The sequence below is a fragment of the Actinoplanes sp. NPDC049598 genome (assembly GCF_040675435.1).
Lineage (GTDB): Bacteria > Actinomycetota > Actinomycetes > Mycobacteriales > Micromonosporaceae > Actinoplanes.
Map to the genome: position 1 here is coordinate 447,476 of NZ_JBFAOX010000001.1, position 21,432 is coordinate 468,907.

The following is a 21,432-nucleotide window of genomic DNA, read 5'->3' on the forward strand; positions in this document are numbered from 1 at the left end:
GGTAATGCACTGAGTGCGGTTATCGTCCGAGGCATGACTGAGCGAACTGTGCTGATCTCGGGTGCCGGCATTGCGGGCGCGACCCTGGCCTACTGGATGGCCCGCCACGGCTGGCGGCCGACCGTGGTCGAGCTGGCGGCCTCTCCTCGATCGAGTGGCAACCCCGTGGACGTACGCAACGAGGCCGTCGCCGTGGCGTCGAAGATGGGGGTCATGCCGGCGCTGAAGGCGGTCGCCACCCACGCCACCGGCATGCGGGTGATCGACTCGGCGGGCCGGTCGGTCGCGCGGCTGCCGGTGGGCGACGGCACCGAGATCCCGCGTGGCGACCTGGCCGTGACGCTGCTCGACGCCGCCCGCGACGACGCCGAGTTCCTGATGAACGACACGATCACCGCGCTCGACCAGGACGCGTACGGCGTGGAGGTGACCTTCGCGCGGGCCGAGCCGGCGCGATTCGATCTCGTGGTCGGCGCCGACGGCCTGCACTCGACCGTGCGCCGCCTGGCCTTCGGCCCCGAGGGGGATTTCGTGCACCACCTGGGCCTGTACGTCGCCACGGTGACGCTCGGCGGACCGTCGTGGAGCCCCGACGAGGTGCTGCTCCACAACACGCCCGGCCGCCTGCTCGCCGTCCACCCCGGTCGCGGCACCGGCTTGGCGGCCTTCATCTTCCGGCACCCCGAGGTCCCCGGCCTGGACCACCGTGACACGGCCCGCCAGCGGCACATTGTCACCGCGGCGTACGAGAGCGCGGGCTGGCGTATCCCGGAGTTGCTGCACCGCCTGTCCGAAACCGACTTCTACTTCGACGCCGTCAGCCGGGTCACCGTGCCGACGTGGAGCCGAGGCCGTATTGCGTTGACCGGCGACGCCGCCTCCTGCGTGTCCCTCTTCGGCGACGGCTCCTCCCTCGCCATGGCCGGCGCCTACGCCCTGGCGACGTCCCTGGCTGACTCCGCCGATCTGGCTTCCGGTCTCCGCCGGTACGAAGCCCACCACCGGAAGCTGACCGACCCGAAACAGCGCCACGCCGCCCGAGCCGCCGGGCTGCTGGTGCCGCGTACCCGCCCCGGCCTGACCGCCCGCAACGCCGCCGCCAGAATGTGGTCCTCGACGCGCGCGGCGGCGTGAGCGCTCGGCGTGTCCGAGAAGGACGCCGGAGATCGCGGGCCTCGATCAGGCCGAACGGATGTGACGCAGGACACGTCACTGTGCGTACCCTGTCGGTGATGCCCATCGATCAGTGACGCCTGGAGGTCCCACCGTGAGCACCGCACAGCGCGCCCAGCCCGCCGAGATCGCCACTTGGGAACGGATCCAGCAGGAGACGCCGGCCTCGGTGGGTGCTCTGCTTCTCGACCGCGTGGCCCGTACGCCCGAGGCGGAAGCCTACAAATGGCCGGCCGACGGGCAGTGGCACTCGCAGACGTGGGGCGAGGTCGGTGAGATCGCCTCCGAGATCGCGGCCGGGCTGCTCGCGCTCGGTCTGCAACCGGAGGACCGCGTCTCCATCATGTCGGGCACCCGGGTCGACTGGATCCACGCCGACCTGGGCATCATGTGCGCCGGCGGGGCCACCACCACGATCTACCCGACGTCGTCGGCCGAGGACGTCAAGCACATCCTGGCCGACTCGCACAGCCGCATCGCGATCGTCGAAGGGTCCGAGCAGCTGCCCAAGGTGCTGACGCCGGGCACCCTGGTCGAGCACATCGTCATGATCGACGGCCCGGTCCCGGCCGGGGAGAACCGCGCGATCACCCTCGACGCGCTCCGCACCCGTGGCCGTGACCTGCTGGCCGACCGCCCGGCCGCCGTCACCGAGGCCACGGCCGCGGTCACCGCCGATCACCTGGCCACGCTGATCTACACCTCGGGCACCACGGGGCGGCCCAAGGGCGTACGCCTGCCGCACAGCCGCTGGACCTATGAGGCCGCGGCGGCCAAGGCGATCGCCCTGATCGAGCCGGACGACCTCGGCTACCTGTGGCTGCCGATGGCCCACTCGTTCGGCAAGGTGCTGCTGGCGGCGCAGCTTTCGATCGGCCACCCGACCGCCGTCGACGGGGATCTGACCAAGATCATCGAGAACCTGCCGCTCGTACGGCCGTCGGTCATGCCCGCCGTTCCGAGGATCTTCGAGAAGGTCCATTCGGGTGTCGTGGCGACCGTGCACCGGGAGGGCGGCGTGAAGGCCCGCCTGTTCGACTGGGCGATCGGTGTCGGCCGGCGCTACGCCCGCGCCCGGCGCGGCGGTAAGACCCCTGGCGCGCTGCTGACCCGGCAGTACGGGTTGGCCGACCGCCTGGTGCTGAGCAAGGTCCGGGATCGTTTCGGCGGCCGGATGCGCTACTTCATCTCGGGGGCGGCCCCGCTCTCACCGGACATCGCCGAGTTCTTCGACGCGATCGGCCTGCCCATCCTCGAGGGGTACGGCCTGACCGAGTCGGCCGCCGGCTCCACCGTCAACCGCAGCCACCACCTGGAGTACGGCACGGTGGGCCTGCCCCTGCCCGGCACCGAGATCGCCGTCGCGGCCGACGGCGAGATCCTCATCAAGGGCCCGGGCGTCATGGAGGGTTACCACGGCCTGCCCGACGCGAGCGCCACCATGCTCGAGGACGGCTGGCTCCACACCGGCGACATCGGCGAGATCACCCCCCGCGGCAACATCAAGATCACCGACCGCAAGAAGGACCTGATCAAGACCTCCGGCGGCAAGTACGTGGCCCCCCAGTCCCTGGAGACCGCCTTCGCCGCCTTGTGCCCCCTCTCCGCCCGCATCGTCGTCCACGGCGACGGCCGCCAATTCATCACCGCCCTGATCGACCTCGACCCCGACGCCACCCGAGCCTGGGCCTCTGAACAGGGCGTCCCCGGCACCACCCACGCCGAGATCGTCCGCCACCCGAAGACGGTCGCCGCCATCGACGGCTACGTCACCCAGCTCAACGCCGGCCTCGGCAAATGGGAGACCATCAAACGCTTCTCCATCCTGGAACGAAACCTGACCGTGGAGAACGGCGACCTGACACCCTCGCTGAAACTCCGGCGCCGCTACGTCGAGCAGCACAACGCCCACCTGCTCGACAAGCTCTACATCGACTCGTAGGACCAGCAGCTCCCGCCTCGCGGCCCGTGCGCTGACACCGACCCGCTTCCGCATCGCGCCTCCCGCGGGCGGGCCGGGAGCGGGGACGCCGCCCAGCGGAATGCGGTGGTGCGGCCCCACGCAGGGTGCGATGAAAGAGGGCCGCGCGAGGCGTAGTGCTGGGACCAACGCAGGTGCGGTGGAGCCGGCACGCGGGATCGTGAGATCAGGGCTGGCTTCCTTTCTGCTGGTGGGGGAGGAAGTCGTGGTGTTCGGTGCGGAGGCGGTCGATGCCGGGGTCGGCGCCGCGGGGGCTCAGGTGGTCGATCACGCGCCAGGCGTCGGCGAGGGCGCGGGCGAGGGAAGCCATCTCGGCGGCGTGCTGGCGCTGCTGGGTGGCGCGCACCTGCTCCAGGCGGCGGGCCCAGCCGGCGGCGACGGCCTGGGAGCGGTCGGGATCGGACTGCTGACGCGCGGCTTCGGCCTGCCGGAAGCTCTCGGCGCGGCGGCCCTCGGCCTCCGCCTCGGCCTGCCGTTCGGCTTCCGCCCGCCACCGCGCGGTGTCGGGCGAACGCCCGCCGGTGTCAGCCGAACGCCCGCCGGTGCCGGGCGACGCCGCGCCGGTGCCTGATCGCGACTGCGCAGTGGCGGGCGTCCGCGGTCCAGTGCCGGGCGACGGCGGGGCGGCACGGTTCGGAGGCGGGGCGGTGCCGGGTGGGCGGTCGGCGCCGTTGCGCTGGTGAGGGACGAGGGTGGCCATCGGGCGGCCGTGGTCGGTGATGGTGACCGGGCGGCCGGTCAGCGAGGCGACGCGCACCAACTGCACGAACCTGGTGCGGGCCTCGTTGACGGACACCTCGAAGTCGTGGTCGGACGGTGAGAAAGCTGCGGGCTGGGCCATACCCGCATGATGGCCCCGGGGTATGACAATTTCGATGCAGAGTTTCTATGCATAGAGTGCTTGCAGCGGATGAGGCGCGGAAACTACCGTCCGGCCCATGAGTGAGATCGTGATCACCGATGCCGTGCTGATGCGGGTGATGGCGCATCCGCTGCGCATGCGGATCGTGGGCTCGTTGCGGGTGGACGGGCCGGCGACCTCGGCCATCCTGGCCCGGCGGCTCGGCACCGACACCGGGCAGACCAGCCACCATCTGCGGATGCTGGCCCGGCACGGCTTCGTCGAGGACGCGCCCGAGCAGAACCGCGGCCGGGAGCGCTGGTGGCGGGCCGTCCACGAGGCCACCATCTTCGGCGGCGGCCGCCGGGAGGACGAGGTGGCTGTCGAGCGTACTTCCCGGGCCGCCTGGGCCGCCTGGATCGAGACCTTCCACGCCCAGGTCGCCCAGCGAGGGTGGAGCCCGGAGTGGCAGGCCGCCGGCAACGGCTCCGATCAGGTCATCCGCACCACCCCGGAACGGCTGGACCGCTTGCGCGAGCAGATCTGGGAGCTCGTCGAGCAGGCCCGCACCAACGAGCCCGGCGCCGAGCAGGTGCTGATCGTCCTGCAGACCTACCCGCATCGAGCGTCATGAGCGGCTCGCTGTGGCGCAACCGCGAGTTCAATCTGCTCTGGTCCTCGCAGACCCTTTCCGACCTCGGCGATGGTGTCGCCACTCTCGCATTCGCCCTGCTGGTGCTCGTGCAGACGGGGGACCCGGTCAGCGCTGGGCTCGTCGGCACCATCGCCTCGGTGGCCCGCCTCGTCTTCCGGTTGCCGGCCGGGGTGGTCGCGGACCGTTTCGACCGGCGGTGGCTTCTGGTCGCCTGTGACGGCGTACGGCTGCTGGTTTTTGCGGTTTTGACTGTGGCCGTTCTGACCGGCCGCGCGCCCCTGTTGCTGATCATCGCGGCGGCCACGCTGGACGCGGCGTGCGGCGCCCTTTTCAGTACGGCCGAGAACGCGTCCCTGCGCAGCATCGTGCCGGCCGAACAATTGCCGGACGCGGTCGCCCGCAACGAGGCCCGTAGCTATGGCGCCTCGCTGGCCGGCCCTCCGCTCGGCGGCGTCCTTTTCTCGCTCGGTCACGCGATCCCGTTCCTGGCCAACGCCGTCTCGTTCGTCATTTCCCTCGCCGCCGTCTCCAGCATTCGCAAGCCGCTGCAGGCGCCGAGGGACGAAGACGTGCCGGTACGCTTCACCGACGGCCTCCGCTTCGTTCTCACCCACCCGTTCCTGCGGATGCTGATGCTCATCGCCGCACCATTGAATTTCGCCATCAACGGCGTCGTCTTCGCCATCATCGTGGCCCTGCAACGCGGCGGCACCGCCCCACCGGTCATCGGCCTGACCGAAACCGTCATCGCCGTCGGCGGCCTGCTCGGCGCCCTGGCCGCCCCCTTCATCCAGCGCCGCGTGAGCCTGCCCGTTCTCGCCCGCACCATCTGCTGGCTGGCCGTGGTCCTTCTGTCCGTCGCCGCCCTGTTCACGTCGAGCATCGCCGCCGCCGTTCCGCTCGCCCTGACCGTCTTCCTCGGCCCGGCCGCCAACGCCGCGCTCTTCGGCTATCAGGCCGCGATCACCCCCGACCACCTCCAGGGCCGCGTCATCAGCGTCGTCATGATGGCCGCGATGTCCCTGGCCGCTCTCGCTCCGGTCATCGCCGGTTCCCTCGTGGCCGCCTTCGGCGCCCCCATCGCCATTCTCTGCTTCGCCGCCACGGTCACCGTTTCCGCTTTGTCCGCCACCTTCGGTACGGGTATGAAGGCGACCACCCCCGCCGAAGCCCTCACCGCCTGATGTCGACGTAGGTGGTGACCAAAGAATCCGACAACGCGAACTCCGCCACCGTCTCGCCGCCGTCCCGCACGATCTCGCAGTACGGATGCCAGACTGCGATCAGCCGGTATCCGTCCCAGGAGGAATTGGTCACCTGAAATCCGCGGGTCATGCACCCATAGCTGACGCCCATGGGGGCATCAGCTCAACGGAGCTGTCGACTCGCGGGTGATCAGGCGGCCAGGGAGGGTTTCCAGGCCTGAGGTGGGGTTGCCGTCTATGGCGGCGAACAAGCGCTGGGCGGCGCGGCGGCCCAGCTCCTCCAGCTGCATGTCGATGGTGGACAGGGGTGGGCGGGCGTTGGCGGCCAGGATCTCCCAGTTGTCGAAGCCGATCACGGCGACGTCGGTGGGGACCTCGCGGCCTTCCTGGTGGAGGACGTCGAGGACGCCGCGGGCGATCTCGTCGGAGCCGGCGAAGACGGCGTCGACCGTGGGGTCCTTCTGCAGCAGCATGCGGGTGGCGCCGCGGCCCCAAGCCTCCGACCACATGCCGAACCAGACCTGGTCGCCGGCCAGGGACAGGCCGGCCTCGGCCAGGCGGGCCTGGGCGCCGCGGGCCCTGTCCTGGGCGGCGCCGTAGGACGGGTCGCCGGTGATGTGGGCTATCCGGGTGCGGCCGCAGGACAGCAGGTGGTCGACGGCGAGGCGGCCGGCCGCCTCGTTGTCCGTGACCAGTGAGGCGTCCAGCGGGTCGTCGCTGGGGGCGTACGCGTAGACCACCGGCACCGGCAGGTCGCGGCCCAGCGACGGGCGGGTGTCGGGGCGGGCGCCGACCACTATCAAGCCGTCCACCCGGCGTGACAGCAGGGCGCGCAGATGATGCTTCTCGCGGATGGCGTCGCCGCGGGCGTCGCACAGGAAGACCGAGACCTGGTCGGAGCCGAACGCGTCCTCGGCCCCCATCAGGATCGGGATGGAGAAGCGGCCCTCGAGGTCGGACGTGAGCAGGCCGACCGTGCCCGTGCGGCCGCCGATCAGGGCCTGGGCCAGCGTGTTGGGGGAGAACGACAGCTGCGCCGCGGCCTCCATGACCCGGCTGCGGGTCTCCGCCTTGACCTGCGGCTGGCCGTTGAGGGCCTTGGAGGCCGTCGCGACGGAGACCCCGGCCAGCCGGGCCACGTCCCGCAGGGTGACCGGCCGGGTCGATCCATTTGATGTCGCCACCGGTCCATCATGCCAACGTGGCCGCACTCCGATGGGCGGCGGACCGGAAAGTGACTTCGTGGGGACACAGAGTTGACACGGGGGCACTCAAGCCATAAACCTCTATGGACGCCAGCGCGAGGGGGAGACGGCCCGTGGCCACGAAGACGCGTGACTACTACCAGGTGCTCGGTGTGGCCCGGTCGGCCACGCCGGCCGAGATCCAGCGGGCGTACCGGGCGCTGGCGCGGCGGTTCCACCCGGATGTCAACCGGGAGACGGGGGCCGAGACCCGGTTCAAGCAGATCACCGAGGCGTACAACATCCTGTCCGACGAGCGCAAACGCGCGATGTACGACCTGGACCGGGGCCTGGGTGGGTTCTTCTCCACCGAGCAGCCGATGGGCAAGCGCATGCCGCGCTTCGACGCCGGCGTCGAGCTGGTCGAGGTGACGGTCGAGGAGGCGTACGCGGGTGGGCGGCGCCACCTGACGATCGAGTTCGGCACGGCCGTACGGGTGGTGGAAGTGACCGTGCCGCCGGGCGTGACCGACGGCCGCCGCATCGCGCTGCCCGGCATGGACATGTCGGTGACGATCCGCATCGCGCCGCACCCGAAGTACCGGGTGCAGGGCCGCGACGTGTTCGTCGATCTGCCGCTGGCGCCGTGGGAAGCGGCGCTGGGCGCGACCGTGCCCGTGGACACCCCGTCCGGCCCGGCGCAGGTGCAGGTGCCGGCGGGGTTGTCCTCGGGGCGCCGGGCTCGCCTGCGGGGCCGGGGCCTGCCCAACCCCGACGGCGTTCCGGGTGACCTCTACGCCGAGATCCGCATCGTCGTCCCCACGGAGATGAGCGCGGGGGAGCGACGCCGCTGGAAGCAGCTGGCGAAGAGCTCGAATTTCAACCCACGGGAGAACTAGGACGCGTACAGACCGAAGGTGGTCCGGCGGCGCAGCCGGAAACCGATCGACTCGTAGAGCCGGATCGCCGTCGCGTTCGCGGCCGACGTGTGCAGGAACGGCGTCTCCCCGCGCTCCCGGATGCCGTGCGCGACCGCCCGCACCAGCCGGGTCGCCAGCCCCCGGCCGCGGTAGGCGGCGTCCGTGCAGACCGCGCTGATCTCCGTCCAGCCGGGCGGGTGCAGCCGTTGACCGGCCATGGCGATCAGCGCCCCGTTGTCCCGGACGCCGAGGTAGCCGCCGAGTTCGATCGTGCGTGTCCGGAACGGGCCCGGGCGGGTCCGCTCGATCAGGTCGAGGATCTCCGGCACGTCGGCCGCACCGAGCGGAACCGCCTCCGGGGCCGGCGCGTCGGCCAGCGCCTCGTCGACGAACTGCACCCCGTCCACCTGGTCGATCAGCCGCCAGCCGGGGTGTGCGGAGGGGACCGGGCCGGCCACCGCCACCTCGGCGCCGGGCCCGGTCAGCTCCAGCAGGTCCTTCCAGGCGGCCGGGTCGGACGGGTCCTCCAGCGCGTGGAAGGGCGCCACGTCGGGCTGGTAGCGCGCCGCCCGCCCGTACCGCTCGGCGAAGCCGCTGTGCGGGCCGTTGAGCGACTCCCAGGCCGCGTTGTCCAGGACCGTCGTGTCCGGCGAGACCGTCGTCATTCCGGCACCTTCAGACCGAGGTGGTCACGCAGCGTCGGACCCTCGTAGTCGGTACGGAAGACGCCCCGCTCCTGCAGCAGCGGCACCACCGTGTCGGCGAACTCGTCGAGCCCGCCCGGCGTCACGTGCGGCACCAGGATGAAGCCGTCGCTCGCGTCCGCCTGCACCAGTTCGTTGATCGACGAGGCCACCGACGTGGGCGTGCCGATGAAGTTCTGCCGCCCGGTCACCTCGATGATCAGCTCGCGGATGGAGAGCTTCTCGGCTTCGGCGCGAGCCCGCCACTCGTTGGCCACGGCGATCGGGTCGCGGTGCATCCGTACGCTGGCCCGCCCGCGCGCGATGTGGTTGTCGGACACGTCCGGGTCCACCGACGGCAGCGGGCCGTCCGGGTCGTACGAGCTCAGGTCCCGGTTCCACAGCTGCTCGAGGAACTTGATCGCGGTCGCCCCGCTGACCTGCTGCCGCCGGACGATCCGGGCCTTCTCCTGGGCCTCGGTCTCGGTGTCCCCGAGCACGAAGGTGGCCGCCGGCAGCACCAGCAACTCGTCGCGTTCCCGGCCGTACTTGGGCAGGCGGCCCTTGACATCGTTGTAGAACGCCTGGCCCTCGGCCAGCGTGCCGTGCCGGCTGAAGATGGCGTCGGCCGTGGCCGCCGCGAATTCGCGCCCCGCGTCCGAGTCACCGGCCTGCAGGATCACCGGCCTGCCCTGCGGACTGCGCGGCACGTTGAACCGGCCCGCGATGTCGAAGTGGTCGTCCTTGTGGGTGAAGGCGCCGGCGTTCGGGTCGCGCAGGAACGTCCCGGTGGTCTTGTCGGCCGCGATGGCGTCGGCCGGCCACGAGGCGAACAGCTCCTTGGCCGTCTCGAGGAACTGGGTGGCCCGGCTGTACCGGTCCGACTCGGCCAGGAAGCCGCCGCGCCGGAAATTCTCCCCGGTGAAGGCGTCCCATGAGGTCACCACGTTCCACGCGGCCCGGCCGTCGGAGAGGTGGTCGAGGCTGGCGAACTGCCGGGCCACCTCGTACGGCTCGTTGAAGGTGGAGTTGATCGTGCCGGCCAGGCCGAGCCGGGTCGTCACGGCGGCCAGCGCCGCCAGCACGGTGAAGGTGTCGGGGCGCCCGACCACGTCCAGGTCGTAGATCTTCCCGGCCTGCTCGCGCAGCCGCAGGCCCTCGGCCAGGAAGAAGAAGTCGAACTTGGCGCGTTCGGCGGTCTGCGCCAGCTTCACGAACGAGGAGAACTCGATGTGGCTGCCGGCCTCGGGGTCGCTCCACACCGTGGTGTTGTTGACGCCGGGGAAGTGCGCGGCGAGGTGGATCTGCTTAGGCAACGGGTGCCTCCTGACGGTAGCGGTTCGCGGGCCGGCCGAGCCCGAGCAGGCCGCGCAGGGTGGCCGACTCGTACTCCGTGCGGAAGGCGCCGCGCGATTGCAGCTCCGGGACGAGGCCGCGGGTGATGGCCTCGAGGTCGGCCGGCAGCCGGCCCGGCCGCAGCCGGAAGCCGGTCAGGCCCGCCTGCTGCCAGTCGAGCAGCAGGTCGGCCAGCTGGGCCGGGGTGCCGGTGAAGATCGAGGCGTCGGACGTGTACACGGCGCCGTGCAGCTCGTCCAGGCGCGCCTTCGCATCCCGGGCGGCCTGCTCGCTGTCCTCCAGGAAGACGACGAGGTCGCCGAAGACGTGCGGCAGGGATGACACCTTGGCCACGATCCGGCGGGCGTTGTCGGCGTCGGCCGGGGTCACGTAGACCAGATCGGCCGCCTTGACGGCGAAGGCGTACGGGATGTCGGCGTGCCCCAGGGCCGTGACCAGCGGCTGGCCCTGCGGTGGCCGCGGCGTGATCGACGGCCCCTTGACGCTGAAGTACTTGCCGTCGAAGTCGATGTAGTGCAGCTTCTCCCGGTCGATGAACCGGCCGGTGGCGGCGTCGCGGATCTCGGCGTCGTCCTCCCAGCTGTCCCAGAGCCGCCGGACCACCTCGACGTAGTCGGCGGCCTCGTCGAACAGGTCCTGGACGACGGCGGCGTCCAGGGCGGCCGGATCGAGCGGCGGGATCGTTCTCCGTCCGAAGTGCCCGGCCTCTTCCGGGCGGGCGGAGAGCTGGGCCCGCCAGCCGGCCCGGCCCGTGCTCACGTAGTCGAGCGTCGCGATCGCCTTGGAGATGTGGAACGGCTCGGTGTGGGTCACGGTCGCCGTCGGCACCAGGCCGATGTTCTGCGTGACCGGGGCGACCCGGGACGCGATCAGCACCGCGTCGAGGCGGCCCTCGACCCCGTTGCCGGCGATGCCGACGGAGTCCTCGATCGTGACGAAGTCGAGCTTGCCCGCCTGGGCCTCGCGGACCAGGTCGACCCAGTAGGAGGCGGTGAACAGCTCCGAGGGGCGGGCCTCGGGCAGCCGCCAGGCGGCGGGGTGCCAGCCGGCGCCGTCCAGCGCGACGGCGAGATGCAGCGGTTGTGCCATGATCACTTACCTTCGGTCGGGAGTCCGGGCGGGTTGATCTCGCCGGCGTCCACGGCCTCGTTGGCCAGGTTCCAGCGGTCGAGGATCTTCTTGTAGTCGCCCGACCTGATCAGCTCGTCGAGCGCGGCCTTGTACGCCTTGACCAGGCCATTGTCCTTCTTCGTGGTCAGCGCGATCAAACCCTGCAGCGAGGCGCCGGCGCCCGAGTACGTGCCGACGATCTCGGTCTCGCCCGCGGTGGCCACGTGGTAGGCCGAGGTCGGGTTCGGCCCGAGGTAGAGGTCGATCGCGCCCGAGCCCAGGGCCAGGTAGGTCGCCTGGTTGGTCTGGTAGTACTTGATGTCGACCTTGGGCCGGCCCGCCTTGACGTTCTCCTCGCTCCACTCGACCAGGATCTTCTCCTGGTTGGTGCCGGAGCCGACCGCGACCTTCTTGCCGGCCACGTCGGCCGGGCCGGTGACCTTCAGACCGGAGCCCTTCTTGGCCTCGAAGGCCAGCTCGTCCTTGCGGTAGGTGACGAAGTCGTACTTCTGCTTGCGCTCCTCGGTGACCGTGATGTTGGAGGCGCCGAGGTCGTACTTGCCGCTGTCGAGACCGATGAACAGGTTCTCCCAGGACGTGTTCTGCAGGTCCGGCTGCAGGCCGAGCACGCCCGCGATGGCCACGGCGATGTCCGGCTCGCTGCCGATCAGGGTCTTGTTGTCGGTGGCGGTGAAGGCGAGCGGCGGGAAGCCGGAGCCGGCCGCGCCGACCCCGATGATCAGCTTGCCGCCGGCCCTGACCTTCTCCGGCAGCAGGGCGGCGGCCGCGTCGACCTTGGCCGGGATGATCCGCTGCTGGTCGGGGGAGAGGTTGAGCTTGACCGTGGTGGCTCCCTCGACCGCGGCCGCCGCCTTCGGGGTCTCGTCCGGGGCCGAGCAACCGGCGAGCCCGGCGACGAGCGCGACGGTGACGAACAGGGTTCTGCGACGCATGAACATCTCCTAGACGAGAACTTTGGAAAGGAAGGCCCGCGTGCGTTCGTGCCGGGGGCTGTCGAGCACCTCGGCCGGGGGCCCCTGCTCGACGATGCGGCCGCCGTCGAGGAAGACGATGGTGTCGGCCACCTCGCGGGCGAAGCCGATCTCGTGCGTCACCACGACCATCGTGGTGCCGGCCCGGGCCAGGTCCCGCATGACGTCGAGGACCTCGCCGACCAGCTCCGGGTCGAGGGCCGAGGTGGGCTCGTCGAACAGCACCAGCTTGGGGTCGAGCGCGAGGGCCCGCGCGATCGCGACGCGCTGCTGCTGCCCGCCGGACAACTGCCGCGGGTACGCCTGCGCCTTGTCGGCCAGACCGACTCGGTCGAGCAGTTCGAGGGCCCGGCCGGGGTTGCGCCGGGCCTCGCTCACGTTCTCCAGCGCGGTCAGGTGCGGGAAGAGGTTGAAGGTCTGGAAGACGAAGCCGATGTTGGCCCGCTGCTTCAGGATCGTGCGCTCGGGCAGCTCGTGCAGCTTGTCGCCGGCCTGCCGGTAGCCGATCAGCTCGCCGTCGACGCGTACCGTTCCCCGGTTGACCTTCTCCAGATGGTTGATGCAGCGCAGCAGGGTGGACTTGCCGGAGCCGGAGGGCCCGAGGACCACGGTGACGCTGCCGGCCGGCACGTCCAGGCTGATGTCGCGCAACACCTCGAGGGGGCCGAAGGACTTGTGGACGTTCTTGATCTCGATCATCGGCGGTACCCCCGGCCGAAGTGGCGCTCGGTGTAGTGCTGCAGGACCGAGAGGACCGCGGTCAGGATCACGTACCAGACGGTCGCGACCATGAGCAGCGGGACGACCCGGCCGCTGCGGCCGTAGATGACCTGCACCTGGTAGAAGAGCTCGCCGATGGCCAGCACGTAGACCACCGAGGTGCTCTTGAGCAGGTTGACCAGCTCGTTGGCCGCGTTGGGCAGGATCGCCCGCATGGCCTGCGGGAGCACGATGCGGCGGAACTGGCGCAGGCGCGGAATGCCGAGGGCGGCCGCCGCCTCCATCTGCCGCTGGTCCACCGACAGGATGCCGGCGCGGACGATCTCCGCCGCGTACGCCGCCTCGTGCAGGGCCAGGCCGAGCAGGGCCGCGCCGAACGCGCTGACCAGGCTGCGGGTCTCGAAGTGCAGGAAGCCGGGGCCGAACGGCACGCCGATCTGCAGCTTGTCGTAGAGGTAGCCGAGGTTGGCCCAGAACAGCAGCTGCACGATCAGCGGGACCGACCGGAAGACCCAGATGAAGGTCCAGCTGACCGACTTGAGCACCGGGTTCTTGGACAGCCGCATCGGGGCCAGCAGGATGCCGCCGGCGAAGCCGAGCACCGCGCCGGCGAAGGTGAGCTCCAGGGTGATCAGCAGGGCCTGCATCACCGACTCTTCGAAGAAGTAGCCGAAGAAGGTGCCCCAGTCCCAGCCGGGGTTGGTGGCCAGGCCGTGCAGGAACTGGGCGACCAGCACGAGCACGGCCGCCGCGGCGACCCAGCGCCACGGGTGGCGGGCCGGCACGATGGTCAGATCGGGGGTTTCCGGCGACGCTGCCGGTGCGGGTGGCGGATCGCTGCTCGTGCGGCGAACCGCCGCGCGAGCCGAGGACAGAAGACTCACGGGCGTCCCTCCGGAGTGGCTTGTTGTGGTGAACGCTAGGTGCGGACGGGCATTGCCCTCAAGTCCTATCGGCTCTATATGTTTTACGAAGTTGTCAACGCCCGGATCTCTTGCTCATACCCCACTTAAGCCATAGGAATAAGGGAGTCCGTCTCTGTGGAGGTATCGATGCGACACCGTCCTTGGCTCGCCGCGGCTGCGTCTCTCGCGCTGCTCGCGGGCTGCTCCTCCAGCGGCGGCACCGCCACCGACGCCGGTGCTCCGGTCTCCGGCGGCTCCCTGACCTGGGCCGTCGAGACCGAGCCGATCACTCTCAACCCGCATCAGTACGCGCAGGCCAAGGCGCGCCTGCTCGTCTGGAACAACTTCGAGGCCCTGCTCACCCACGACGACAAGGGCGGGTACGTGCCCTGGCTCGCCACCGGGTACGAGGTCTCACCGGACGGCAAGACGTACACCGTCAAGCTGCGCACCGACGTCACCTTCAGCGACGGCACCAAGTTCGACGCGGCGGCGGTCAAGGCCAACGTGGACCAGCTGCTCACCGACGGCTACGCCCCGGCCGTACGAGGCGTACAGCTCAAGAACCTCAAGGACGTCGAGGTCGTCGACCCCGCCACGATCAAGTACAACCTGACCCGGCCGGACGTGCTGATCCTGGACTTCCTCTCCTCGCCGCAGGGCGCCATCGTCTCGCCCAAGTCACTCAAGGAGGCGAAGAACCTCAAGGCGGGCGGCCCGGAGCTGGCGGGCACCGGGCCGTTCATCCTGGACAAGTACACGCCCGGCCAGGAGCTGCACTACGTCAAGAACCCGAACTACAACTGGGCGCCGGCCAACGCCGGGCACACCGGTCCCGCCTACCTCGACGAGGTGACCTACCGCTTCCTCAAGGAGTCGTCGGTCCGCGTCGGCGCCCTCACCTCGGGCCAGGTGCAGGTGATCGAGGGCGTGCCCGCCACCGACCAGGCGCAGATCACCGCCAACCCGTCGCTGACCCTGAGCAAGGGGCTCAACTCGGGCTCGGCCTACTCGTACTACTTCAACACCTCGCACGCGCCGTTCGACGACATCCGGGTCCGGCAGGCGTTCCGCGACGCGCTCGATGTCGACACCGTGTTGCAGGGCGTCTACCGGGGCACAGCCACCCGGGCCTGGAGCGTCATCTCGCCGACCAGCCCGCTCTACGACAAGACCCTGGAGAAGACATACGGCAACGACGCCGCCAAGGCGAACTCGGAGCTGGACGCGGCCGGCTGGTCCACCCGGGACGCCGAGGGCTTCCGGACCAAGGACGGCAAGCGGCTGACCGCCCGGCTCGTGCAGTCGGCGCCGTTCGTCCGCGACCGCCGCGACATCCTGGCCCAGGCCGTGCAGGCCGCGGTCAAGCAGAGCGCCGGCATCGACCTCAAGGTATCCGTGGTCGACCAGGGCACCGCGACCAAGGCGCTGGAGAACAACGAGTACGAGATCTTCGACAACTCGCGGGCCGACACCGACGCCGGGGCCGCGCTGAACCTGCTGCTGCGCTCGGACGGCGCGATCAACCGGACCGGGGTCAAGGACACCGCGCTGGATTCGCTGCTCACCGATGGGGTCTCGCTGTCCGACCCGGCGAAGCGCGCGAAGGTCTATCAGGATCTGCAGCAGAAGGTCATCGCCAAGGACGCGCTGATCCAGCCGCTCTACGCGCCGGCCGACCAGATCGCCTCGGCCAAGACCGTGGGCGGGCTCGGGTTCGAGCCGACCGCGGGGGTGCCGGACAACGCGTACAACGTCTGGCTGAGCAAGTGATCGTCCTCCGCCGCCTCGGCACCGGCCTCGTGGTCCTGTGGGCCGCCGCCACGGCGGCCTACCTGGCCCTGCTCGCCGCGCCCGGGGACACGGTCGACGCCATCATCGGCGACGGAGCCGACACGCCCCTGATCCGCTCGCAGATCATCCAGGAGTGGCACCTCGACCGCCCGGCCGTGGTGCAGTACCTCGACTTCCTGTGGCGGGCCCTGCACGGCGACCTGGGCCGCTCCTACCTGCTGCAACGGCCGGTGGCGGAGGTGATCGGGGGCCAGCTGGCGCCGACGCTGACGCTGGCCTTCAGCGCCGGTGTGCTCGGCATCGTCCTGGCCCTGGTGCTGGCGGTCACCACCCGCCGGCCCTGGGCCCGGCGGATCAGCTCGACCGCCGAGCTGATCCTGGTCTCCACGCCGCCCTTCCTGATCGGGATCATCCTGCTCAGCGTCTTCTCGTTCCGGCTGGGCCTGTTCCCGGTCTCGGGTGGCCAGGGCTTCGCGTCGCTCGTCCTGCCGGCCGTCACGCTCGCCCTGCCGGTGGCCGGGGTGCTGACCCAGGTGCTGCGCGACGGCATCGACCGGGCCCTCGAGGAGCCGTTCGTGGTCACCGCCCGGGCCCGCGGGCTGGGGGAGCGGGCCGTGCTCGTGCGGCACGCCCTGCGGCACGCGCTGCTGCCGACCGTGACCCTGATCGGCTGGCTGTTCGGCATCCTGCTGGGCGGCGCGGTGATCATCGAGACGGTCTTCGGCCGGCCCGGCCTCGGCCAGGTCACCCTGAGCGCGGTGACCAGCGAGGACATGCCGGTCGTACTCGCCGTCGTGGTGTTCTCGGCCTTCGTCTACGTCGTGCTCAACACCCTGGCCGACCTGGCCTACCTGATCATCGACCCTCGGCTGCGGAGGAGTTGACGTGACCATCGCCCTCGATCGGCCCGTCCCGGTTCGCTTCCGGCGCCCGCGCGGCCTCGGCGTCGCCTTCGCCGCCGGCTTCCTGTTCCTGGCGGCGCTGGCCGCCGCGGCGCCCGGTCTGCTGGCCGGCGACCCGCTGGCCGCCGACCCGCTGCACGTGCTCGAGGGGCCCAGCGCGGCCCACTGGTTCGGCACCGACCAACTCGGCCGGGACGTCTTCGACCGGGTCGTGCACGGCGCCCGGCACTCGCTGACCATCGGGATCGCGGCCACCCTGGTCGCGGCCGGCCTCGGCATCCTGCTCGGCCTGCTGGCCGGGCTCTCCCACAAGTACGCCGACGAGGCGCTCAGCCGCGGTTTCGACGCCCTCGCGGCGTTCCCGCTGCTGCTGCTCGCCCTGCTGTTCGTCGCGGTGGCCGGGCCGGGCACGGTCGGGCTGATCGTGGCCATCGGCATCGCCACCCTGCCCCACTACGCCCGGGTCGTCCGCTCGCAGACCTTCGTGGTCCGCCAGGCCGGCTACGTGACGCAGGCGGTCGCGTTCGGCGACTCGCGCTTCCGGCTGGTGCTCCGGCACGTGCTGCCGAACGTCATCGGCCCCATCCCGGTCCTGGCGGTGATCGGGCTCGGCGAGGCGATCCTGGCCGCGGCCGGGCTGAGCTTCCTCGGCATGGGACCACAACCGCCGTCCCCCGAGTGGGGCGCGATGCTCTCCGAGGGTCGCGGCTATCTGAGCATCGCCTGGTGGACGTCGATCCTGCCCGGCGTGGTGGTCACCCTGCTGGTCATCTCGCTGACCGTGGTGGGCCGGCGCCTCCAGCGCCGGTTCGAGGGGAGGCAGGCATGATCGCCGTACGGGATCTGCACGTGTCCTTCCCGGTCGGCCGCACGGTCGTCGAGGCCGTGCGCGGCGTCGACCTGGACATCGCCGCCGGCGAGTGCGTGGCGCTGGTCGGGGAGTCCGGCTCGGGGAAGTCGGTCACGGCCCGGACCCTGGTCGGCCTGACGGGGGCCCACGCCCAGGTCTCCACCTCGCGCTTCGAGATCGACGGCCAGGACGTACGCGGTTACACCGAACCCGACTGGCAGCGGCTGCGAGGCGGTTACGCCGGGCTCGTGTTGCAGGACGCGCTGGTGTCTCTCGATCCGCTGCGCACGGTCGGCGCGGAGATCGGCGAGGTGCTGCGGGTGCACAAGGTTCCGGGCGACCGGGACCAGCGCGTCAGGTCGTTGCTCGAGGCGGTGCACGTCCCGGAGCCGGAGCGCCGCGCGAAGCAGTATCCGCACCAGCTCTCGGGTGGATTGCGGCAGCGAGCGCTGATCGCCTCGGCCATCGCCGGGGGGCCGCCGCTGTTGATCGCGGATGAGCCGACGACGGCCCTCGACGTGACGGTGCAGGCGCAGATCCTCGACCTGCTCGCGGAACGGCGGGCGGCCGGCGAGACCTTGTTGTTGATCAGCCATGACCTGGCTGTGGTGTCACGGCTGGCCGATCGCGTACTCGTGATGAAGGACGGCCGGGTCGTGGAGTCGGGGGCCACTGCCTCGTTGCTGGCCGCCCCGGCCCATCCGTACACCCGGCAGTTGGTCGAGGCGGTGCCCTCGGCCGCCTCGCGGGGCCGCCGCCTCTCCGGGCCGTCCCTTTCCGTGCTCGCCCCGCCCGAGGACAGCGTTGTCACCGAGGGGGAGCGGGCGAGCAGCAACGACGCGGCGGCCCCTCCCGCTGACAGCGTTGTCATCCGGGCGGAAGGGCTGCGCAAGACCTATGGCAAGCACACCGTCGTGGACGGGGTCGATCTGACTGTGCGGCGCGGGGAGATCGTCGGGCTGGTTGGGGAGTCCGGATCGGGGAAGACCACCGTTGCCCAGTTGCTGTTCGGGCTGGTGCCGCCGACGTCCGGGACCGTGGCGTTCGAGGGCGCGTCATGGACCGGGTTGAAGGAGCGGCGGCGTCGTCCGCGACGCCGCCGCCTCCAACTCATCTCGCAGGATCCGCTCTCCGCGTTCGACCCCCGCTGGACCGTCCGGCGGATCATCGGTGAGGCCAACGGCGCCGAGAAGCCGGAGCCGCTCCTGGAGCGGGTCGGTCTCGCGGCCGACGTGCTCGACCGCTATCCGCGGCAGCTCTCCGGCGGGCAGCGGCAGCGGGTGGCGATCGCCCGGGCCCTCGCCCCGCGGCCGAGCCTGATCATCTGCGACGAGCCGGTCTCCGCGCTCGACGTCTCCGTGCAGGCGCAGGTGCTCGACCTGCTGGCCGACATCCGGGCCACCGACGGCACGGCGCTGCTGTTCATCTCGCACGACCTCGGCGTCGTGCACCACCTCGCCGATCGCGTGCTCGTCATGCGCGACGGCTCGGTCGTCGAATCAGGGCCGATCGACGACGTCTTCCACACCCCGCAACACGAGTACACCCGCGCCCTGCTCGACGCGGTACCGAATCTGGAGGTGTCGCCGTCATGAAGTTCCTGCTCATCACGCTGATCGCCAAACCCGACCCGACCGTGAGCGACCACGCCCGCCTGCGCGAGGTGGTCGACAACGCCGTGCTGGCCGAGGAGCTCGGCTTCGACGGCTACGGGGTGGGCGAGCGCCACGAGCGCCCGTTCATCTCCTCCTCACCGCCGGTCGTGCTCAGCCACATCGCGGCTCGTACGGAAAGGATCCGGCTGTTCACCGCGGTCACCACGCTCAGCTTGCTCGACCCGGTCCGCGCCTACGAGGACTACGCCACGCTGGACAACCTCTCCGACGGCCGGATCGAGCTGATCATCGGCAAGGGCAACGGGGCCGCCCAGGCCAAGCTGTTCCACGTCACCACCGAGGACCAGTGGGACCGCAACCGCGAGTCGTACGAGCTGTTCCGCCGCCTCTGGCGCGAGCCCAAGGTGACCTGGGAGGGTCGCTTCCGCCCGTCGCTGACCGAGGCCGAGACCTGGCCGCGGCCGCTGCAGAAGCCGATCCGGGTCTGGCACGGCAGCGCCACCAGCCGCGAGAGCGTCGACCTGGCCGCGCAGTTCGGCGACCCGCTGTTCTCGGCCAACGTCACCAACCCCATCGAGCCGTACGCGGAGCTCATCCGCTACTACCGCGAACGGTGGGCGCACTACGGGCACGACCCGGCGGACGCGCTGGTCGGCGCGGGCTCGGCCGGCTTCTATGTGGCGCGTACGTCGCAGGAGGCCGTGGAGACGTACCGCCCGATCCATGACGCCCGGATCGCGCTGTTCCGCAAGGTCGGCGTCGAGCCGGTCTTCCCCACCCTGGAGGACGCGATCGAGCGCAGCTCGATCCTGGTCGGCAGCCCGCAGCAGATCATCGACAAGGTGCTGCGCTACCACGCTTCGTTCGGGCACGAGGTGATGCACCTGCACGCCGACGGGGACGGGCTGACCGACAAGCAGCACCGGAAGACCTTGGAGCTGTTCCAGTCCGAGGTGGCGCCGGTGCTGCGCAAGGCAATCCCCAGCCGCCCATTCGCTTCTCCACTCACAGGGAGCGCCGCATGACCGTCCCGCTGTCCATTCTTGATCTCGCCCCGCTGGTCGACGGCGGCGATGCGCGTGACGCGCTGCGCCGCACGCTCGACCTGGCCCGCTCGGCCGAGGAGTTCGGCTACCACCGCTACTGGGTGGCCGAGCACCACCTGACGCCCGGCGTGGCGAGCTCGCAGCCGGCCGTGCTGCTCGGGGCGATCGCCGCGGTCACCGACCGCATCCGGCTCGGCTCGGGCGCGCTGCAGACCGGCTTCCTGACCCCGCTGGCCGCTTTGGAGCAGTTCGGCACGCTCGACGCGCTCTACCCGGGGCGGTTCGACCTCGGGCTGGGCCGGTCGGCGCAGCGCCGGTCCTCCCCGCCGGCCTCATCGGTCGAGGTCGACGAGCACGTCGTCGACGGCTTGCTGATCCCGAAGCACTACAACTACCAGGTGCTGCTGAAATCGGGCCGGGCGCAGCTGTGGTTCAAGCTGCTCAAGCAGCCGGGTGCGGAACCGCTCGACCTGGACGCCGTGGTCGAGGACATCGAGATCCTGCGGGCCGGGCCGTACACCGACGGCGAGGGCAATTCGGCCCGCGCGGTGCCGGGCGAGGGCGCCGACCTGCAACTGTGGATCCTCGGCAGCAGCGGTGGCGAGAGCGCCCAGGTGGCCGGCGCGCGCGGTCTGCCGTTCGCGGCCAACTACCACGTCGCCCCGGCCAAGGTTCTGGAGGCCGTCGAGGCGTACCGGGCCGCCTTCAAGCCCTCGCAGGTCCTTTCGCAGCCGCACGTCATGGTCTCGGCCGACGTCCTCGTGGCCGACGACGACGAGACGGCGATCGAGCTGGCCCTGCCGTACGCCCTGTGGGTGCGCAGCGTCCGTCAGGGCGGCGCCGTCCCGTGGCCGACGCTGGAGCAGGCCCGCGCCCACCAGTGGTCCGCCGCCGACCGCGAGTTGGTCAAGGATCGCGTCGACACCCAGTTCGTCGGCTCACCGGAGACGGTCGTCGACAAGCTGGAGACCTTGCGCCGGGTGACCGGGGCCGACGAGTTGCTGATCACCACGATGGCGTCCGACCACCGGGATCGCGTGCGCTCGTACGAGCTGCTGGCTAAGCACTGGCCGGGCTGAGCAGCTCCGCCATCGCCGGAAGCTGGAAGAACTCGGCGGTGGCGGTCGCCGAGGGCGACCCCGCCGCCGGGTCGGCCCCGGCGGCGAGCAGCACCTTGACCGTCTCGGCGTTCTGCCGGAACACCGCGGCCGCCAGCGCGGTCTGACCCCGGTCGTTGAACCGGTCGGGGTCGGCCCCGTGCTCCAGCAGGGCGCTCACCGTGGCCGGGTGGTTGTGGTACGCGGCCAGGATCAGCAGGGTGTCACCCTTGCTGTTGGTCAGGTTGACCGGCAGCCCGGCCGCGACGTTGGCCGCCAGCTCCTCGGTGCCACCGGCCCGGGCCAGGTCGAACATCCGGTGCGCGTACGCGATCGTCTCGTCATCCAGCTCAGCCACGACGCCCCGGTACCCAGCAGTGGTCCCGCTAATCGCTTATGTCG

21 protein-coding genes are annotated in these 21,432 nt (G+C 70.9%); 11 read left to right on the forward strand and 10 right to left on the reverse strand.

What is annotated here, in order from left to right:
* Positions 1-33: 33 nt before the first annotated feature.
* Complete coding sequence (locus AB0J66_RS02205) at positions 34-1,134, forward strand: FAD-dependent monooxygenase (protein ID WP_364654922.1); 1,101 nt, start codon at positions 34-36, stop codon at positions 1,132-1,134.
* Between the two features lie 133 nt (positions 1,135-1,267).
* Positions 1,268-3,115: a long-chain fatty acid--CoA ligase gene (locus AB0J66_RS02210; protein WP_364654924.1), complete on the forward strand. Its 1,848-nt coding sequence runs from the start codon at positions 1,268-1,270 to the stop codon at positions 3,113-3,115.
* A gap of 205 nt (positions 3,116-3,320) precedes the next feature.
* On the opposite strand, the gene AB0J66_RS02215 is transcribed toward AB0J66_RS02210, so the two are convergent.
* Entirely contained in the window at positions 3,321-3,995 is a 675-nt protein-coding gene (locus tag AB0J66_RS02215) for a type II toxin-antitoxin system prevent-host-death family antitoxin (protein WP_364654926.1), read from the reverse strand.
* Between the two features lie 97 nt (positions 3,996-4,092).
* Between AB0J66_RS02215 and AB0J66_RS02220 the strand changes: the two genes are divergently transcribed.
* Both AB0J66_RS02220 and AB0J66_RS02225 read left to right on the forward strand, forming a co-directional pair.
* Entirely contained in the window at positions 4,093-4,629 is a 537-nt protein-coding gene (locus tag AB0J66_RS02220; RefSeq protein WP_364654927.1) for a helix-turn-helix domain-containing protein, read from the forward strand.
* Positions 4,626-5,834, forward strand: a complete 1,209-nt coding sequence (locus tag AB0J66_RS02225) for an MFS transporter (protein WP_364654929.1) — start codon at positions 4,626-4,628, stop codon at positions 5,832-5,834. Before AB0J66_RS02220 ends, AB0J66_RS02225 begins: the two co-directional genes overlap by 4 nt.
* Here the strand turns inward: AB0J66_RS02225 and AB0J66_RS02230 are convergent.
* Together AB0J66_RS02230 and AB0J66_RS02235 are read right to left on the reverse strand one after the other, a co-directional pair.
* Positions 5,824-5,985, reverse strand: coding sequence for a hypothetical protein (locus tag AB0J66_RS02230; protein ID WP_364654931.1), 162 nt, complete (start codon positions 5,983-5,985; stop codon positions 5,824-5,826). The two genes, AB0J66_RS02225 and AB0J66_RS02230, sit on opposite strands and share 11 nt — an antisense overlap.
* A 28-nt stretch (positions 5,986-6,013) precedes the next feature.
* A complete protein-coding gene (locus AB0J66_RS02235) occupies positions 6,014-7,039 on the reverse strand; it encodes a LacI family DNA-binding transcriptional regulator (protein ID WP_364654932.1) in 1,026 nt (341 codons plus the stop codon).
* Positions 7,040-7,173: 134 nt separating this feature from the next.
* Here AB0J66_RS02235 and AB0J66_RS02240 point away from each other — a divergent pair, with 134 nt between their 5' ends.
* The gene (locus AB0J66_RS02240; RefSeq protein ID WP_364654933.1) at positions 7,174-7,938 is read left to right on the forward strand and encodes a DnaJ C-terminal domain-containing protein; all 765 of its coding nucleotides are present in this window, start codon (positions 7,174-7,176) and stop codon (positions 7,936-7,938) included.
* Here AB0J66_RS02240 and AB0J66_RS02245 read toward each other — a convergent pair.
* From AB0J66_RS02245 to AB0J66_RS02270, 6 genes are read right to left on the reverse strand one after another with little or no spacing between them, the layout of a single operon-like run.
* Positions 7,935-8,624 carry a GNAT family N-acetyltransferase gene (locus AB0J66_RS02245; RefSeq protein WP_364654935.1) on the reverse strand — a complete coding sequence of 230 codons (690 nt, stop codon included), beginning with the start codon at positions 8,622-8,624 and terminating at the stop codon, positions 7,935-7,937. The two genes, AB0J66_RS02240 and AB0J66_RS02245, sit on opposite strands and share 4 nt — an antisense overlap.
* Positions 8,621-9,958, reverse strand: a complete 1,338-nt coding sequence (locus tag AB0J66_RS02250) for an NtaA/DmoA family FMN-dependent monooxygenase (protein ID WP_364654936.1) — start codon at positions 9,956-9,958, stop codon at positions 8,621-8,623. The genes AB0J66_RS02245 and AB0J66_RS02250 overlap by 4 nt, the downstream gene beginning before the upstream one ends.
* Positions 9,951-11,087: an LLM class flavin-dependent oxidoreductase gene (locus AB0J66_RS02255; RefSeq protein WP_364654937.1), complete on the reverse strand. Its 1,137-nt coding sequence runs from the start codon at positions 11,085-11,087 to the stop codon at positions 9,951-9,953. Before AB0J66_RS02255 ends, AB0J66_RS02250 begins: the two co-directional genes overlap by 8 nt.
* Before the next feature lie 2 nt (positions 11,088-11,089).
* A complete protein-coding gene (locus AB0J66_RS02260; RefSeq protein WP_364654939.1) occupies positions 11,090-12,061 on the reverse strand; it encodes a transporter substrate-binding domain-containing protein in 972 nt (323 codons plus the stop codon).
* A 9-nt stretch (positions 12,062-12,070) separates the two neighbouring features.
* On the reverse strand, positions 12,071-12,799 hold the full coding sequence (locus tag AB0J66_RS02265; protein WP_364654941.1) for an amino acid ABC transporter ATP-binding protein: 729 nt from the start codon (positions 12,797-12,799) through the stop codon (positions 12,071-12,073).
* Entirely contained in the window at positions 12,796-13,704 is a 909-nt protein-coding gene (locus AB0J66_RS02270) for an amino acid ABC transporter permease (RefSeq protein WP_364654943.1), read from the reverse strand. The genes AB0J66_RS02265 and AB0J66_RS02270 overlap by 4 nt, the downstream gene beginning before the upstream one ends.
* Before the next feature lie 168 nt (positions 13,705-13,872).
* Between AB0J66_RS02270 and AB0J66_RS02275 the strand changes: the two genes are divergently transcribed.
* Genes AB0J66_RS02275 through AB0J66_RS02300 form a run of 6 tightly spaced genes read left to right on the forward strand, consistent with a single transcriptional unit; the run spans position 13,873 to position 21,012 of the window.
* Positions 13,873-15,498 (forward strand): ABC transporter substrate-binding protein, encoded by a 1,626-nt coding sequence (locus AB0J66_RS02275; protein WP_364654945.1) that lies wholly within the window; start codon positions 13,873-13,875, stop codon positions 15,496-15,498.
* A complete protein-coding gene (locus AB0J66_RS02280; protein ID WP_364654947.1) occupies positions 15,495-16,403 on the forward strand; it encodes an ABC transporter permease in 909 nt (302 codons plus the stop codon). The genes AB0J66_RS02275 and AB0J66_RS02280 overlap by 4 nt, the downstream gene beginning before the upstream one ends.
* 1 nt (position 16,404) lies before the next feature.
* Positions 16,405-17,250, forward strand: a complete 846-nt coding sequence (locus tag AB0J66_RS02285) for an ABC transporter permease (protein ID WP_364654948.1) — start codon at positions 16,405-16,407, stop codon at positions 17,248-17,250.
* Positions 17,247-18,866, forward strand: coding sequence for an ABC transporter ATP-binding protein (locus tag AB0J66_RS02290; RefSeq protein WP_364654950.1), 1,620 nt, complete (start codon positions 17,247-17,249; stop codon positions 18,864-18,866). The genes AB0J66_RS02285 and AB0J66_RS02290 overlap by 4 nt, the downstream gene beginning before the upstream one ends.
* Positions 18,863-19,912, forward strand: coding sequence for an LLM class flavin-dependent oxidoreductase (locus tag AB0J66_RS02295; RefSeq protein ID WP_364654951.1), 1,050 nt, complete (start codon positions 18,863-18,865; stop codon positions 19,910-19,912). The genes AB0J66_RS02290 and AB0J66_RS02295 overlap by 4 nt, the downstream gene beginning before the upstream one ends.
* Positions 19,909-21,012, forward strand: coding sequence for an LLM class flavin-dependent oxidoreductase (locus tag AB0J66_RS02300; RefSeq protein ID WP_364654953.1), 1,104 nt, complete (start codon positions 19,909-19,911; stop codon positions 21,010-21,012). The genes AB0J66_RS02295 and AB0J66_RS02300 overlap by 4 nt, the downstream gene beginning before the upstream one ends.
* Here AB0J66_RS02300 and AB0J66_RS02305 read toward each other — a convergent pair.
* Positions 20,993-21,346 carry an ankyrin repeat domain-containing protein gene (locus AB0J66_RS02305; protein WP_364656024.1) on the reverse strand — a complete coding sequence of 118 codons (354 nt, stop codon included), beginning with the start codon at positions 21,344-21,346 and terminating at the stop codon, positions 20,993-20,995. The two genes, AB0J66_RS02300 and AB0J66_RS02305, sit on opposite strands and share 20 nt — an antisense overlap.
* Between the last annotated feature and the right edge of the window lie 86 nt (positions 21,347-21,432).